This window comes from Pseudomonas sp. LLC-1 (assembly GCF_002992185.1).
In the GTDB taxonomy this organism is placed as follows: Bacteria; Pseudomonadota; Gammaproteobacteria; order Pseudomonadales; family Pseudomonadaceae; genus Aquipseudomonas; species Aquipseudomonas monteilii.
This window is the reverse complement of the sequence record NZ_LUVY01000006.1, coordinates 324,900-339,378: the sequence shown is the minus strand read 5'-3', so window position 1 is coordinate 339,378 and position 14,479 is coordinate 324,900. Positions and strand designations below refer to the sequence as shown.

Below are 14,479 nucleotides of genomic sequence, written 5' to 3'. Positions count from 1 at the left end.
CTATCGCCGGCATGCCAGCTCCCACAGGTGCTGCACAGGTCTCAAGGCCTGTGGTGATCTTGTGGGAGCCGGCTTGCCGGCGATAGGGCCAGAACAGCAACACATCAATCTGCGATAAAACTCACCCGCACCCGCAGCCCGCCGTTCTCGCCATCATGCAGGCTCACCTGCGCCAGGTGCGCCCGGCAGATCTCGCCGACAATCGCCAGCCCAAGCCCGCTCCCTTGCGCACTGCGCCGGTAGAACCGCTCGAACACCCGCTCACGCTCAGCCTCGGGAATGCCCGGCCCGTCGTCTTCCACCTCCAGCACCGCCGGCGCCACCACCCGCAAGATCACATTGCCACCTTCTGGCGTGTGCGCCAGGGCATTGTCCACCAGGTTGCTCAACAGCTCGTTGAGCAGCGTCGGCTCACCCTTCAGCCACACAGGTGCCTCGGCCTCCAGGGCCAGCGCAACGCCGCGTTTGTGTGCCAACGGGGCCATGGCCATGCCCAACTCACGGGCCAGCTGGCTCAGGTCCAGGCGCTGCGCACCGCCCTCGGCAATTGCCCGTGCTCCGTTCTCCACCCGTGCCAACGACAACAGCTGGTTAGCCAGGTGGGTCAGGCGGTCAGTGCCCTGCGCCGCAGATTCCAGCGTCTGCCGCCACTCTTGCGGCTCGGACGAGCGAAGGCCCAGCTCCACCCGCGCCTTCAAGGCAGCCAGCGGCGTACGCAATTCATGGGCGGCATCGGCAATGAACTGCGCCTGGCGCTCGAACTGGCCGCGCAGGCGCTCGGTAAAGTGGTTCAAGGCCCGCACCAGCGGGCCGAGCTCACGCTGCACCTGCACCACCGGCAAGGCCCGCAAGTCATCTGGCTGGCGCTCTTCCACCGCCGTGCGCAAGCGCTCCAGGGGCCGCAACGCCGCACTCACGGCAAACCACACCATCACCAACGCACCCAGCGCCAGCATACCCAGGCGCAGCAGGGTGTCGGCCATCAGCCCACGGGCCATGCGCACCCGTGCCTCCTCCGTCTCGGCCACGCGGATTTCCGCCATGCCGTTCATGTTCGGCTCGGTCACTGCCTTCAGTAGGCTGACCACCCGAACGTCCTGGCCCAGGTAGGTGGCGTTGTAGAACCGCGCAAGCGCCGGGTAATCGTCAGTGCGCGGCGTACCGGGCGGCGGCGGCGGCAGGTTCTCGTAGCCGGAAATCAGCCGCTGCTTGATGTCCAGCACCTGGTAGTAAATGCGCCCGGCGCTGTCGTAGGCGAACGTGTCCAAAGCCACGTAAGGCACATCCGCGCTCAGCGAGCCGTCACGCTGCGACAGGCCAGCGGCGATGGTGCGCGCCGAGGCCAGCAGGGTGCGGTCGTAGGCGGTATCGGCGGCCTCACGGCCATTCCAGTAGGCGCTCAGGCCGCTGGCCAGCATCAGCACCACCAGCAGCAGGGCCAGGTTGCCCAGCAGGCGCCCGCGCAAACTGCCGTTGTCACGCATCGCGGTGCTCTAGCAGGTAACCCAGCCCACGGAAGGTGACAATGGCCACTGGGTGGCCGTCGAGTTTTTTGCGCAGCCGGTGGATATAGATTTCGATGGCATCCGGGCTGGCTTCTTCATCCAGGCCGAACACCTGGGCAGCCAGTTGCTCCTTGCTCATCACCCGACCAGGGCGTGCGATCAGCGCTTCCAGCACGCTTTGCTCGCGCGACGTCAGGGTCAGGTTGTCGTCGCCAAGGGCAAAGCGCCGGGTATCCAGGTCGTAGACCAGCGGCCCGCAACGTTGCTGGCGCTCGCCACCGAGCACACTGCGGCGCAGCAACGCCTTTACCCGCGCTTCCAGCTCGGTCAGCTCGAACGGTTTGGCCAGGTAGTCGTCTGCCCCCAGGTTCAGGCCATGAACCCGGTCCTTGACGTCGCTGCGCGCGGTTAGCATCAGCACCGGGACAGTCTTGCCACGGCCGCGCAGGCGCGCCAGCACCTCGAAGCCATCCATGCGCGGCAAGCCGACATCCAGCACGGCCACGGCGTATTCCTCGCTGGCCAGGGCCAGGTCGGCAGCCACGCCGTCATGCAGCACATCCACGGTCAGGCCGTGGCTTTTCAAGGCCTGGGCCACGCTTTCGGCCAGTTGCAGATGGTCTTCGACCAGCAGCACACGCATCGGATTCTCCCTGCTCGGGTGGGGCGGTTGGCGCGGAGTGTACCGCTGTCGCCAAGCCTGTGAAGCCCCTCGTAACAAACCTTTCACGCTGAAAGGTTAGCGAAAGGTTCGTTACCTAGCATCGCACCACGGTCGCCCTTCGCGCCGAAAAAAGCACCAGCAAGGTGCAACGAATAAGAACAATAAACGGAGTCATCGACGATGCTGTCATCGCAGCCGCAGGCGTTCGCGCCTACCCGTTCCTTTGCCGCACGCCCCTCCGCCATCGCCAGCGCCCTTGCGCTTGCCGGTGTCGCCCCGATGAGCCAGGCCGCCTTCTTCGAAGACAGCACGGCCACCTTCGAAACCCGCAACATGTACTTCAACCGCGACTTCCGCGACGGCACCAGCGCGCAGCAATCCAAGCGCGACGAGTGGGCCCAGGGCTTCATCCTCAACTTCGAGTCCGGCTACACCGATGGCACCGTAGGCTTTGGCCTGGATGCACTGGGCATGCTCGGCATCAAGCTCGATTCCAGCCCCGACCGCACCGACACCGGCCTGTTGCCGACCCACGATGATGGCAAGGCCGCCGATGAATATTCCAAACTCGGCCTGACCGGCAAGGTGAAGATTTCCCAGACCGAACTGAAGATCGGCACCCTGATCCCCGAGCTGCCAACCCTGCAGCCCAACGACGGGCGCATCCTGCCGCAAACGTTCGAAGGCGGCCTGCTCACCTCGAAGGAAATCAAGGGCCTGACCTTCACTGGCGGTCGCCTGGACAAGGCCAAGGACCGCAACGACACCAACTGGGAAGACCTGGCGCTGAACAACAAGAACGGCCGCTTCGGTGGCAGCTTCAGCGCCGACAACCTGGCCCTGGGCGGGCTGGACTACCAGTTCACCGACCGCATCACCGGCAGCTATCACTTCGCCCAGCTCGACGACATCTACCGCCAGCACTTCATTGGCATGGTCGCCACCCAGCCGTGGGGCCCGGGCACCTTCGGCGCCGACCTGCGCCTGGCCGTGAGTGACGACGCCGGTGCGGCCAAGGCGGGCAACATCGACAACACCACCGTCAACGGCATGCTCAGCTACGCCTTGGGCGGGCACAAGGTCAGCGCCGCCTGGCAGCAGCTGTCTGGGGACAGCGCCTTCCCGTATGTCGATGGTGCCGACCCTTACCTGGTCAACTTCGTCCAGATCAACGACTTCGCCGGCGCCGACGAGCGCTCCTGGCAAGCGCGCTACGACTACAACTTCGCTGCACTCGGCGTGCCCGGCCTGACCTTCATGACCCGCTACATCAGCGGCGACAACGTCAGCCGCGCCGCCGGCGGCGAGGGCAAGGAGTGGGAACGCAACACCGAGCTCAAGTACGTGGTACAAAGCGGCCCGTTGAAGAACGTCGCCGTGCGCCTGCGCAACGCCACCTTCCGCTCCAACTTCGCCCGTGACGCGGACGAAGTGCGGCTGCTGGTGAGCTACAGCGTCGCCCTGTGGTAACCCAATAACAACAACGCTCACGGAGATAGACGATGACCTTTTCACTGCGCCGCCTCGTCCTCGCTACCGGCTGCCTGCTGTTGGCCGGCAATGCCCTCGCTGCCGAACCGAAACGCCCCGAATGCATCGCCCCCGCCTCGCCCGGCGGTGGCTTCGACCTGACCTGCAAACTGGTGCAAAGCGCCCTGGTGCAGGAAAAGATCCTCAGCAAGCCGATGCGCGTCACCTACATGCCCGGCGGTGTCGGCGCGGTGGCCTACAACGCCGTGGTCGCCCAGCGCCCGGCCGATGCCGGCACCCTGGTGGCCTGGTCCAGTGGTTCGCTGCTGAACCTGGCACAAGGCAAGTTCGGCCGCTTTGACGAGAACGCGGTGAAATGGCTGGCCGCTGTCGGTACCAGCTATGGCGCCATCGCGGTGAAAAGCGACTCCCCTTACAAAACCCTCGACGACCTGGTCGCCGCGCTGAAGAAAGACCCGAGCAAAGTGGTGATCGGCTCTGGCGGCACCGTGGGCAGCCAGGACTGGATGCAGACCGCCCTGATCGCCAAGGCTGCCGGCATCAACCCGCGTGACCTGCGCTACGTGGCCCTGGAAGGCGGTGGCGAAATTGCCACGGCGTTGCTGGGTGGCCATATCCAGGTTGGCTCGACCGACATCTCCGACTCCATGCCGCATATCCAGAGCGGCAACATGCGCATCCTTGCGGTGTTCTCGGAAAACCGCCTGGACGAACCCGAGATGAAAGACATCCCCACGGCCAAGGAACAGGGCTACGACATCGTCTGGCCGGTGGTACGCGGCTTCTACCTGGGGCCAAAGGTGAGCGACGAGGACTACGCCTGGTGGAAAGCGTCGTTCGACAAGATGCTGGCCTCGGAAGACTTCGCCAAGCTGCGTGACCAGCGCGAGCTGTTCCCGTTCGCCATGACCGGCGAAGAGCTGGACGGCTATGTGAAGAAGCAAGTGGCTGACTACAAGGCATTGGCCAAGGAATTTGGCCTGATTCAGTAAGCCTTAACACCATTCGCTTTTTGTAGGAGCGGCCTTGTGTCGCGAACGGGCTGCGCAGCAGCCCCGGCAATCTGTGCAGCGAAGCTGAAATCCTGGGGCCGCTTCGCGCCCCTTTCGCGACACAAGGCCGCTCCTACAAGGATCTGCGTCATGCTGACGAACAACGAGGATTCCCCAATGATCCTGCAACGCATCTTCGCCCTGGCCCTGCTGGCGGTGTGCGCCGCCCTGGCCGTGATGGCCTTGCCCTACCAGGCGGCGTTTTCCTATGAGCCGGTCGGCCCACGCGCCTACCCGCTGCTGATGCTCGGCCTGATGAGCCTTGGCCTGCTGTACCTGGTGTTTCGCCCTACGCCCATCGTGCGCAAGGACGACGAGCCGGAACTGGACCGCGAAACCCTGACCAAGATTGCCGCCTGTGTCGGCCTGCTGGTTGTTTTCGCCGCCACCTTCGAGCCTTTGGGCTTCATTCTCAGCGCCATGCTGGTCGGTGTGCCCATGGCCCGACTGTACGGCGGTCGCTGGCTGCACAGTGCCATCGTGGTGGTCGGCATGAGCGTCTTTCTCTACTGGCTGTTCGACCGCGTAATGGACGTGCCCCTGCCCCTTGGCCTGCTGAGCGTACTGGAGAACTGACACATGGATACCTTGAGCTACCTGGGCCAGGGCTTCGGCGTCGCCCTGTCCCCCTACAACCTGGTCACCGCCCTCTCCGGCACCCTGATCGGCACCGTGGTCGGCCTGCTGCCAGGCCTGGGCCCGATCAACGGCGTGGCCCTGCTGATTCCCATCGCCTTCGCCCTGGGCCTGCCACCGGAGTCGGCGCTGATCCTGCTGGCAGCGGTGTACCTGGGCTGCGAATACGGTGGGCGTATCAGCTCGATCCTGCTGAACATCCCGGGCGAGGCCTCGACCGTGATGACCACCCTCGACGGTTACCCGATGGCCCGCCAGGGCCTGGCCGGCGTGGCCCTGTCGCTGTCGGCCTGGAGCTCGTTCATCGGTGCCTTCATCGCCACTTGCGGCATGGTGCTGTTCGCCCCGTTGCTGGCGAAATGGGCCATTGCTTTCGGCCCGGCGGAGTACTTCGTGCTGATGGTGTTCGCCATCGTCGCCCTGGGCGGCATGGCCGGTGACAAGCCCCTGAAAACCTTCATTGCCGCCCTGATCGGCCTGTTCCTGTCGGCGGTCGGCATCGACGCCAACAGCGGCGTCTACCGCTTCACCGGTGACAGTGTGCACCTGGCCGATGGCATCCAGTTCGTGGTGCTGGTGCTGGGCCTGTTCTCCATCAGCGAAATCCTCCTGCTGCTGGAAAAGACCCACCATGGCCACCAGGCGGTCAAGGCTACCGGCCGCATGCTGTTCAACTTCAAGGAAGCGGCTTCGGTGTTCGTGGTGAACATTCGTTGCGGTCTGCTTGGTTTCATCATGGGTGTTCTGCCTGGCGCCGGCGCAACGTTGGCCAGTGCCGTGGCCTACATGACCGAGAAGCGCCTGGCGGGTGAAAGCGGCAAGTTCGGCAAGGGCGATGCCCGTGGCCTGGCCGCACCGGAAACCGCCATCGGTGCTTCGTGCTGTGGCGCCCTGGTGCCGATGCTGACCCTGGGTGTACCGGGCTCTGGCACCACCGCCGTGATGATCGGTGCCCTGACCCTGTACAACATCACCCCCGGCCCACTGCTGTTCGAACAGCAGCCAGACATCGTCTGGGGCCTGATCGCGTCGCTGTTCATCGCCAACATCATGCTGGTGATCCTCAACATTCCGATGATCCGCATTTTCACCCGCATCCTCGCCGTGCCGAACTGGGCGCTGGTGCCGGTGATCGCCATCATCACCGCCATCGGCGTGTACGCCGTGCATGCCACCACCTTCGACCTGTTCCTGATGGTCGGCATCGGCATCATGGGTTACATCCTGCGCAAGCTGGACTTCCCGCTGTCGCCAATCCTGCTCGGTTTCATTCTCGGCGGGCTGATGGAGCAGAACCTGCGCCGCGCACTTTCGATTTCCAACGGTGAGCTGGGCATCCTCTGGTCGAGCCCCATCAGCATGGGCGTGTGGGCGCTGGTGGCGCTGATGCTTGCCTTGCCGCTGCTGCGCATCTGGCGCAAACGCAGCCAGCAGCGCCGGGCCCTGGCCGATGCCTGATCGCGCGTTGCCGTTGTTTGTCGCAACCGGGCTGGTCGGCCTTGCTGGCGGTTACATCGCCAGCAAGGTCGGCTGGCCTTTGCCGTGGATGGTCGGCTCGCTGCTGGCCATCATCCTGGTGCGCTGCCTGACGCCCTGGCAACTGTCAGAGATACCCAACGGCCGCAAGTGCGGGCAGTGCATCATCGGCATCGGCATTGGCCTGCACTTTACCCCGGCAGTGATCGAGCAGGTGGGCAGCCATTTTGCGCTGATTTTCTTCGGCGCCCTGTTCACGACCCTGTCCAGCGTGATCAGCGTGTGGCTGTTGCGAAAGACCGGTGAAGACCGCGCCACGGCTTTTTTCGCCAGCATGCCTGGAGGCTCGGGGGAGATGGTCAACCTCGGCGCACGCAACGGCGCGGTACTGAGCCAGGTGGCTGCGGCGCAGAGCCTGCGGGTGCTGGCGGTGGTGCTGTGCGTACCGGCGCTGTTCAAGTTCTTGCTGGGTGACGGGGTACCGCTGAACCACGCCGGCAGCGTCAGTTGGAGCTGGCTGGCCTTGATCGCGCCGTTGGGCGTTGCCGTTGCGCTGCTCTGGCAACGCTTGCGCCAGCCCAATCCGTGGCTGTTCGGGCCATTGCTGGTAGCGGCCACGGTCAGCCTGGCCGGCAACCTGCAAATCGCACTGCCCAATGGTGCCAGCCAGATCGGCCAGTGGCTGATAGGCAGCGGCCTGGCTTGCCACTTCAACCGCGCCTTCTTCCGCCGCGCACCGTCGTTCCTGGGGCGCACGCTGTTAGCCACGGCGCTGTGCATGGCGATTGCCGGCAGTGCCGCGTGGGTGCTTAGCGTGATGACCGCGCTGGATTTGCGTTCGTTGACGCTGGGGATGATGCCGGGCGGGATTGCCGAAATGAGCCTGACGGCAGAAACCCTGCAACTGTCGGTACCGCTGGTGACGGCGTTGCAGGTGATGCGTTTGCTGTTTGTGCTGTTTCTGGCGGAGCCGTTGTTCCGCTTGTGGAACACAAATCCGGAATAATCGCGTTGCCTGCTTCGCGGGCTCGCCCGCTCCCACAGGGATAGCACCTGCCTTAAGGGCGTTGCAGTACCTGTGGGAGCGGGCGAGCCCGCGAAGAAGGCGCCGCGGTCTTTCAAGTGATCAGAGTGGCGGCAATGCCCAGTTGATCGGCGCCATGCCACGCTGCTCAAGGAAGCTGTTGGTACGGCTGAAATGCCCGCAGCCCAGGAACCCACGGTAAGCCGACAGTGGCGACGGATGCACCGACTTCAGCACTAGGTGCCTGGTCCCATCGATCAGTTTCTGTTTGCTCTGCGCATGCGCCCCCCACAGCAGGAACACCACATTCGGGCACTGCTCACTGACCACCTGGATAACCCGGTCGGTAAAGAACTCCCACCCCTTCTTGGCGTGCGACGCCGCATTGGCTCGCTCCACGGTCATGGTCGTGTTAAGCAGCAATACACCCTGCTCGGCCCAGCTTTGCAGGTAGCCATGGCTGGCAATCGGGATGTTCAGGTCGCGCTGCAGTTCCTTGTAGATGTTGACCAGCGACGGCGGCGTGGCCACGCCCGGTTGCACCGAGAAACACAGACCATGCGCCTGGCCCGGCCCGTGGTAAGGGTCCTGGCCAAGGATGACCACCTTCACCTGGTCCAGCGGTGTCGAGTTGAGTGCATTGAAGATCAGCGGCCCTGGCGGGTAGATCTCCTTGCCGGCGGCATATTCGCTGCGCAGGAACTCTCGCAGCTGATGCATGTAGGGCTGGTCGAATTCGGCGCGCAGTGCGGCCTTCCAGCCGGGTTCGAGTTTGATGCGATCGTCGTCAGTCATGGGGCCATCCGTAAACAATGGCGCGACACTAGGTAACCCCTCCCCGCTTGTCAAACGATCCGACCGACAACCGGCATGTTCAGCCAGGCAGGCCATACTTGTGCGATGACTTGAGCGAGGTAGTCCATGGCCATTCATTGCGAGGTACTCAACGGCGCCGATGGCGCCCGCATCGGCATTGCCACCCTGGATGCACCCAAGGCACTCAATGCCCTGAACCTGCCCATGATCGAAGTATTGGGCGAACAACTGCATGCCTGGGCCCGCGATCCGGGCGTAGTCTGCGTGCTGCTGCGCGGCAACGGCGCAAAAGCCTTCTGCGCCGGTGGCGATGTACGCGCACTGGTACAAGCCTGCCGCGACCACCCTGGCAGTGTGCCGCCCCTGGCTGCCACCTTCTTCGCCGCCGAGTACCGCCTGGACTTTGCCCTGCACACCTACCCCAAGCCGCTGCTGTGCTGGGGGCATGGGCATGTGCTAGGTGGCGGCATGGGGCTGTTGCAGGGGGCCAATGTGCGTATCGTCACACCCAGCAGCCGGCTGGCCATGCCGGAAATCAGCATTGGCCTGTACCCGGATGTGGGCGCGAGCTGGTTTCTGGCACGGCTGCCGGGCAAGCTGGGGTTGTTCCTGGGGCTGACGGGCGCACCGATCAACGCCCGCGATGCCCTTGACCTGGGCCTGGCCGACCGTTTTCTGGGCGAACACCAGCAAGAGGCGCTGATCGAAGAACTGCTGCAGTTGAACTGGCAAGAGCAGACCGCCCTGCAGCTGAACAGCCTGCTCAAGGCCGAACAGCACCGCGCCTGTGCCGAGTTGCCCGAAGCCCAGTGGTTGCCAAGGCGGCAGGTGATCGATGCGTTGCTCGACGTGGCCGATGCGGCGGCGGCCTGGCGTGCGCTGGAAGGGCTCAAGCACCATGATGACCCGCTGCTGGCCGATGCCGGCCAACGGTTGCATCAGGGTTGCCCACTGACGGCGCACCTGGTCTGGGAGCAAATCCGCAGGGCACGGCATCTGTCGCTGGCACAGGTGTTCCAGATGGAATACAGCATGAGCCTGAACTGTTGCCGTCACCCCGAGTTCAGCGAAGGCGTACGCGCCCGCCTGCTGGACAAGGACGACCAGCCGCGCTGGCACTGGCCCGATGTGGCGCAGGTACCGGCGGCAGTGGTCGAGGCTCATTTTGCCAAGGTATGGGAGGGGCGACACCCATTGGCAGATCTGGGTTAGGCTGAAGAAGGTGGGGCTGCTTTGCAGCCCATCGCCGGCAAGCCAGCTCCCACAAGAGGCCTTGTCGCAGAACCTGTGGGAGCTGGCTTGCCGGCGATGGGGCACAAAGCGCCCCCGCTTCACTTCACCTTACCGCTGCCAGTTACCTCCTTGCCCCTGCCCCCGCTGGCCATCCCAACGCCCGCCACCATTCCCCTGCCTGTTGGAATGCGAATCGCCACGCTGGTAGCGCTGGCTGCCATCACGATAGTCATGGCGATCCCGGTCTTGCCTGTAGTCTTGCCGTTGGCGATTGCCATAGTCGTAGCGCGGGTTGCCATGCCACCGGTTCATCCCCGGCTGCGGATACGGCCGGTATTGCGGCGCGGGAGCTGGCCGGTAGTAATAGCGGGGCGCCGGCTGGTAGTAATAGCGCGGTTGCGGCGTGACGTAGTAACGGTCATAGCGGTAATAACCCGGCGAGACGTAACGGTCGGTGGAGTAGTAGTCCGAACGGTAATAGCCCCCGCTCTCGTAGTACGGGGCGCAGGCGGAAGTCATCAGCCCCAGCAGGGCGATCAACAGGATTCGATAGGACATGGCGGCCTCCTGGACCGCTGGAGTGCCCGAACAGCGGCGCTGGCGAGCATCGATGCGTGATGCGTTCATCGACACTGAATAAGACAGCGACGCCGAGGTGCAGTGCCATTTCTGCAACAATTTGATACAGGTGCGATAGCCCCGAAAAACTTGCAGTCATTTATCGGTCATCTCACTAGAATGGGCGGCTCGGCACACATCATGGGAAGATCATGCCCTCACGTTCCGCTCTGTTCTCGCAGCGCTCGCTGATCGTTACCCTGCTGGTGCTGCTGGCCTGCGGCTTCCTTGCTACCTCGCTGCTCAGCTACTTCTCCTCGCGCAGCGCCATCCGCGACGGCATTATCAATACCGAATTGCCGCTGACCTCCGACACGGTCTACTCGGAAATCCAGAAAGACCTGATTCGCCCGGTGCTGATCGCCTCGATGATGGCCCAGGATACTTTTTTGCGTGACTGGGTACTGTCGGGCGAAAAGGACACCCAGCGCATGACACGCTACCTGGGCGAGGTAATGGGCAAGCAGGACACCTTCACCTCGTTCTTCGTCTCCGACCGCACCCTCACCTACTATCAAGCCAAGGGCGTGCTCAAGCATGTGCAAGCCGGCACATGGCGCGATGCCTGGTATTTCCGTCTGCGCGACCTCAAGGCCCCCTACGAGATCAACGTCGACCTGGACATGGCCAACCAGGACAGCCTGACCGTGTTCATCAACTACCAGGTGCACGACTACCAGCACCGTTTTATCGGTGCTGCCGGGGTGGGGCTGAGTGTGTCCTCGGTGGTCAAGCTGATCGATCAGTACCAGCGCCGCTACCAGCGGTCGGTCTTGTTTGTCGATGCCAAAGGCAAAGTGTTGCTGACCGGCTCCGAAGGTGGCCCGCACGGTTTGCGGGTCGGCCAGCCACTGAGCGACAACGCCGAACTGAGCGATGTGTTGGCCGAACAGCGGGTGCCCGGCGAAGGCAGCCACGAGTACCACGACAGCGACAACCACAGCCACTTCCTCAACGTGCGCCACTTGCCCGAGCTGGACTGGTACCTGTTGGTGGACAAGCGCGAAACCGGCGCCCTCGACCGCATTCGCCACTCCCTGTACCTGAACCTGGCCATCTGCGCGATGATCACCTTGGTGGTGCTGGCGCTGGTGCATGCCATGGTGCGCCGCCATCAGGCCAGCACCGAGGCACTGGCCACGCTCGACAGCCTTACCGGCCTGCCCAACCGGCGCAGCTTCGACTTGCTTGCCGCCCAGGCGTTGCACGAAGCCCAGCGCGACAGTGGGCCGCTGGTGGCGCTGCTGATCGACCTGGACCACTTCAAGGCGCTGAATGACACCCACGGCCACCTGGCAGGCGACGAAGTGCTGCGCCAGTTCGCCAATGTGCTGCAGGGCAGCCTGCGCCAATCGGATATACTCTGCCGCTGGGGCGGTGAGGAGTTCATCGTGCTACTACGTGAAGCCGAAGGTCGGCAGGCCATCGAGGTAGCGGAAAAGATCCGCCGCCGCACCGAACAGCTCACGTTCAGCTACGACGAACAACCCCTGCGCCTGACCACCAGCATCGGCCTGAGCAGCCTGCAACCGGAAGATACCCTGCACGCCCTGCTGACCCGCGCCGACCGAGCGCTCTATCGTGCCAAGCAGGCCGGCCGTAACCGCGTCTGCAGTGAAACCCAAGATGAATGACAGCCAACACTGCCCCGCTTGCGGTGCCCTCAACCAGTGCAGCCTGGCCGACCCACGCCGCGCCACCCAGGCCTGCTGGTGCTACAGCGTGAGTATCGACCCGGCCGTGCTCCAGGCCCTGCCCGCCGAATTACGCGACAAAGCCTGCCTGTGCCCACGCTGCGCGGCCGTTGAAGAACAACTTCGATCAACCACTTCTCACTGACCTGTTGCAATGCGCCTCGACCGCTTCCTTGCCAACCTGCCCAGCCTCAACCGCCAACAAACCCGCCTGATGCTGGTACAACGTCGTGTGCGGGTAGATGGACAGGTGGTCAGCGACCCGCTGACCGAGGTACGCGAATTCAGCCGCGTGGAACTGGACGACCAGGTGCTGCAGGCTGGACGACCGGCGCGCTACCTGATGCTGCACAAACCCACGGGTTGCGTCAGCGCCACCCAGGACCCGCAGCACCCTACCGTGCTCGACCTGCTGCCCGAAGCATTGCGAGGCGACCTGCACATAGCCGGGCGCCTGGACTTCAACACCACCGGGTTGATGATCCTGACCAACGATGGCCAGTGGTCACGGCGCCTGACCCAACCTGCCACCAAGCTGCCCAAGCACTACCTGGTGGACACCGAGGACGAGATTGGCGAGCACTATGAGGCCAAGTTTCGTGAGGGTTTCTACTTCGCCTTTGAAGACCTCACCACCCTGCCCGCCCAGCTGGACATCCTCGGCCCGCGCCAGGCGCGGCTGGCGATCGTCGAAGGGCGCTATCACCAGGTCAAGCGCATGTTCGGGTTCTTCGACAACAAGGTGGTGGGGTTGCACCGGGAAAGCATGGGCGCAATCCGCCTGGATCCTGATTTGGCTCCGGGGGCGTTTCGTGACCTGACGGCGGATGAAATCGCCACTGTCTAGGCTGCCCGTTCTGGCCCAAGGTGGTCATACGACCGCTCAGCGACAAAAGTCACAAAATCTCCCGAACGGCACTTGCAGGATCCCCGACCCACTGCTTGAATCCAAATCGTCAGTCTGCATGTGACTAACAAGTCACGCCCGCAGTCGAAGACGCCTTTTGCCGGCCACCCAGGGCCTCGATGCCTTGGGGCACGGCAAATTGCCCGCCAAAAACAATACCGTCGACGCATGTGCCAAGGATCGACACAGGGCCCCCCGGTTACTCTTCAGGCGAATGCCTACCTGTCATAAAGAACGTGCACCCTAGGTGACGCGAATACCCTTTTTGCGCCAGGAGTCGATGACATGAGGCCAGAAATCGCTGTACTTGATATCCAAGGTCAGTATCGGGTTTACACGGAGTTCTATCGCGCGGAAGCGGCCGAGAATACGATCATCCTGATCAATGGCTCGCTGGCCACCACGGCCTCGTTCGCCCAAACGGTACGTAACCTGCACCCGCAGTTCAACGTAGTGCTGTTCGACCAGCCGTATGCCGGCAAGTCCAAGCCACACAACCGCCAGGAACGGCTGATCAGCAAGGAGACCGAGGCGCACATCCTCCTTGAGCTGATCGAGCACTTCCAGGCCGACCATGTGATGTCGTTCTCATGGGGTGGCGCAAGTACGCTGCTGGCGCTGGCGCACCAGCCGCGGTGCGTGAAGAAGGCCGTAGTGAGCTCGTTCTCGCCGGTGATCAACGAACCGATGCGCGACTACCTGGACCGTGGCTGCCAGTACCTGGCCGCCTGCGATCGCTATCAGGTCGGCAACCTGGTCAACGACACCATCGGCAAGCACCTGCCATCACTGTTCAAGCGCTTCAACTACCGCCACGTCAGCAGCCTGGACAGCCACGAGTACGCGCAGATGCACTTCCACATCAACGAGGTGCTGCAACACGACCTGGAGCGGGCGCTGGATGGCGCACGCAATATCAACATTCCGGTACTGTTCATCAACGGCGACCGCGACGAGTACACCACGGTCGAAGATGCGCGGCAGTTCGGCAAGCACGTGGGCCGAAGCCAGTTCAGCGTGATCCGCGATGCGGGCCACTTCCTGGACATGGAAACCAAGGCCGCCTGCGAGGACACCCGCAATGTGATGCTGGGGTTCCTCAAACCAACTGTGCGTGAAACCCGTCAACGCTACCAGCCGGTACAACAGGGGCAGCATGCATTGGCCATCTGAGCGCATCGGCGCCCTGTGGCTGATCCCGCAGGCTGTAGGGTGCCGACAAGCTTTTTTATAACTTGGGCTTCTAATTCGTGGAGGGTTCTGGTAAAAAGTGCTGCGCAGACGCGGGTATAGTTTAGTGGTAAAACGAAAGCTTCCCAAGCTTTAGTTGAGGGTTCGATTCCCTCTACCCGCTCCACATTGC

General features: G+C 63.4%; 14 protein-coding genes and 1 tRNA gene. 11 read left to right on the top strand and 4 right to left on the bottom strand.

The window, feature by feature from the left end:
* Positions 1-104: 104 nt before the first annotated feature.
* On the bottom strand, positions 105-1,484 hold the full coding sequence (locus tag A0O30_RS05355; protein WP_060497929.1) for a sensor histidine kinase: 1,380 nt from the start codon (positions 1,482-1,484) through the stop codon (positions 105-107).
* Positions 1,477-2,148: a response regulator gene (locus A0O30_RS05350; RefSeq protein WP_016713688.1), complete on the bottom strand. Its 672-nt coding sequence runs from the start codon at positions 2,146-2,148 to the stop codon at positions 1,477-1,479. Before A0O30_RS05350 ends, A0O30_RS05355 begins: the two co-directional genes overlap by 8 nt.
* 201 nt (positions 2,149-2,349) lie before the next feature.
* On the opposite strand from A0O30_RS05350, the gene A0O30_RS05345 reads away from it, so the two are divergent.
* The 5 genes from A0O30_RS05345 to A0O30_RS05325 all read left to right on the top strand — a co-directional run bounded on the left by A0O30_RS05345 (position 2,350) and on the right by A0O30_RS05325 (position 7,830).
* Positions 2,350-3,639: an OprD family porin gene (locus A0O30_RS05345; RefSeq protein WP_016713687.1), complete on the top strand. Its 1,290-nt coding sequence runs from the start codon at positions 2,350-2,352 to the stop codon at positions 3,637-3,639.
* 32 nt (positions 3,640-3,671) lie between these two features.
* Positions 3,672-4,652: a tripartite tricarboxylate transporter substrate binding protein gene (locus tag A0O30_RS05340; RefSeq protein WP_003252023.1), complete on the top strand. Its 981-nt coding sequence runs from the start codon at positions 3,672-3,674 to the stop codon at positions 4,650-4,652.
* Between the two features lie 177 nt (positions 4,653-4,829).
* Positions 4,830-5,288, top strand: coding sequence for a tripartite tricarboxylate transporter TctB family protein (locus tag A0O30_RS05335; RefSeq protein WP_060497932.1), 459 nt, complete (start codon positions 4,830-4,832; stop codon positions 5,286-5,288).
* A 3-nt stretch (positions 5,289-5,291) separates the two neighbouring features.
* A complete protein-coding gene (locus A0O30_RS05330) occupies positions 5,292-6,806 on the top strand; it encodes a tripartite tricarboxylate transporter permease (protein ID WP_105945812.1) in 1,515 nt (504 codons plus the stop codon).
* Positions 6,799-7,830, top strand: coding sequence for an AbrB family transcriptional regulator (locus tag A0O30_RS05325; protein ID WP_105945811.1), 1,032 nt, complete (start codon positions 6,799-6,801; stop codon positions 7,828-7,830). The genes A0O30_RS05330 and A0O30_RS05325 overlap by 8 nt, the downstream gene beginning before the upstream one ends.
* Positions 7,831-7,950: 120 nt before the next feature.
* On the opposite strand, the gene ung is transcribed toward A0O30_RS05325, so the two are convergent.
* On the bottom strand, positions 7,951-8,643 hold the full coding sequence (gene ung / locus A0O30_RS05320) for a uracil-DNA glycosylase (RefSeq protein WP_105945810.1): 693 nt from the start codon (positions 8,641-8,643) through the stop codon (positions 7,951-7,953).
* Positions 8,644-8,769: 126 nt separating this feature from the next.
* Here ung and A0O30_RS05315 point away from each other — a divergent pair, with 126 nt between their 5' ends.
* Positions 8,770-9,876 carry an enoyl-CoA hydratase/isomerase family protein gene (locus tag A0O30_RS05315; protein WP_105945809.1) on the top strand — a complete coding sequence of 369 codons (1,107 nt, stop codon included), beginning with the start codon at positions 8,770-8,772 and terminating at the stop codon, positions 9,874-9,876.
* 129 nt (positions 9,877-10,005) lie between these two features.
* Here the strand turns inward: A0O30_RS05315 and A0O30_RS05310 are convergent, their stop codons facing one another.
* Positions 10,006-10,455 carry a hypothetical protein gene (locus tag A0O30_RS05310; protein WP_105945808.1) on the bottom strand — a complete coding sequence of 150 codons (450 nt, stop codon included), beginning with the start codon at positions 10,453-10,455 and terminating at the stop codon, positions 10,006-10,008.
* 212 nt (positions 10,456-10,667) lie between these two features.
* Here A0O30_RS05310 and A0O30_RS05305 point away from each other — a divergent pair, with 212 nt between their 5' ends.
* The 5 genes from A0O30_RS05305 to A0O30_RS05285 all read left to right on the top strand — a co-directional run bounded on the left by A0O30_RS05305 (position 10,668) and on the right by A0O30_RS05285 (position 14,473).
* Entirely contained in the window at positions 10,668-12,149 is a 1,482-nt protein-coding gene (locus tag A0O30_RS05305; protein ID WP_105945807.1) for a sensor domain-containing diguanylate cyclase, read from the top strand.
* Positions 12,142-12,354 carry a cysteine-rich CWC family protein gene (locus A0O30_RS05300; RefSeq protein ID WP_060497939.1) on the top strand — a complete coding sequence of 71 codons (213 nt, stop codon included), beginning with the start codon at positions 12,142-12,144 and terminating at the stop codon, positions 12,352-12,354. Before A0O30_RS05305 ends, A0O30_RS05300 begins: the two co-directional genes overlap by 8 nt.
* Before the next feature lie 9 nt (positions 12,355-12,363).
* Complete coding sequence (locus A0O30_RS05295; protein ID WP_105945806.1) at positions 12,364-13,056, top strand: pseudouridine synthase; 693 nt, start codon at positions 12,364-12,366, stop codon at positions 13,054-13,056.
* 345 nt (positions 13,057-13,401) lie between these two features.
* On the top strand, positions 13,402-14,289 hold the full coding sequence (gene phaG / locus A0O30_RS05290) for a (R)-3-hydroxydecanoyl-ACP:CoA transacylase (protein WP_105945805.1): 888 nt from the start codon (positions 13,402-13,404) through the stop codon (positions 14,287-14,289).
* Between the two features lie 110 nt (positions 14,290-14,399).
* A tRNA-Gly gene (locus tag A0O30_RS05285) sits at positions 14,400-14,473 on the top strand.
* Positions 14,474-14,479: the final 6 nt, after the last annotated feature.

What these genes read in the sequence shown, in the direction of transcription:
- A0O30_RS05355 (WP_060497929.1), bottom strand. Translation starts at nt 1,484, where the DNA reads ATGCGTGACAACGGCAGTTTGCGCGGGCGCCTGCTGGGCAACCTGGCC.
- A0O30_RS05350 (WP_016713688.1), bottom strand. Translation starts at nt 2,148, where the DNA reads ATGCGTGTGCTGCTGGTCGAAGACCATCTGCAACTGGCCGAAAGCGTG.
- A0O30_RS05345 (WP_016713687.1), top strand. Translation starts at nt 2,350, where the DNA reads ATGCTGTCATCGCAGCCGCAGGCGTTCGCGCCTACCCGTTCCTTTGCC.
- A0O30_RS05340 (WP_003252023.1), top strand. Translation starts at nt 3,672, where the DNA reads ATGACCTTTTCACTGCGCCGCCTCGTCCTCGCTACCGGCTGCCTGCTG.
- A0O30_RS05335 (WP_060497932.1), top strand. Translation starts at nt 4,830, where the DNA reads ATGATCCTGCAACGCATCTTCGCCCTGGCCCTGCTGGCGGTGTGCGCC.
- A0O30_RS05330 (WP_105945812.1), top strand. Translation starts at nt 5,292, where the DNA reads ATGGATACCTTGAGCTACCTGGGCCAGGGCTTCGGCGTCGCCCTGTCC.
- A0O30_RS05325 (WP_105945811.1), top strand. Translation starts at nt 6,799, where the DNA reads ATGCCTGATCGCGCGTTGCCGTTGTTTGTCGCAACCGGGCTGGTCGGC.
- ung (WP_105945810.1), bottom strand. Translation starts at nt 8,643, where the DNA reads ATGACTGACGACGATCGCATCAAACTCGAACCCGGCTGGAAGGCCGCA.
- A0O30_RS05315 (WP_105945809.1), top strand. Translation starts at nt 8,770, where the DNA reads ATGGCCATTCATTGCGAGGTACTCAACGGCGCCGATGGCGCCCGCATC.
- A0O30_RS05310 (WP_105945808.1), bottom strand. Translation starts at nt 10,455, where the DNA reads ATGTCCTATCGAATCCTGTTGATCGCCCTGCTGGGGCTGATGACTTCC.
- A0O30_RS05305 (WP_105945807.1), top strand. Translation starts at nt 10,668, where the DNA reads ATGCCCTCACGTTCCGCTCTGTTCTCGCAGCGCTCGCTGATCGTTACC.
- A0O30_RS05300 (WP_060497939.1), top strand. Translation starts at nt 12,142, where the DNA reads ATGAATGACAGCCAACACTGCCCCGCTTGCGGTGCCCTCAACCAGTGC.
- A0O30_RS05295 (WP_105945806.1), top strand. Translation starts at nt 12,364, where the DNA reads ATGCGCCTCGACCGCTTCCTTGCCAACCTGCCCAGCCTCAACCGCCAA.
- phaG (WP_105945805.1), top strand. Translation starts at nt 13,402, where the DNA reads ATGAGGCCAGAAATCGCTGTACTTGATATCCAAGGTCAGTATCGGGTT.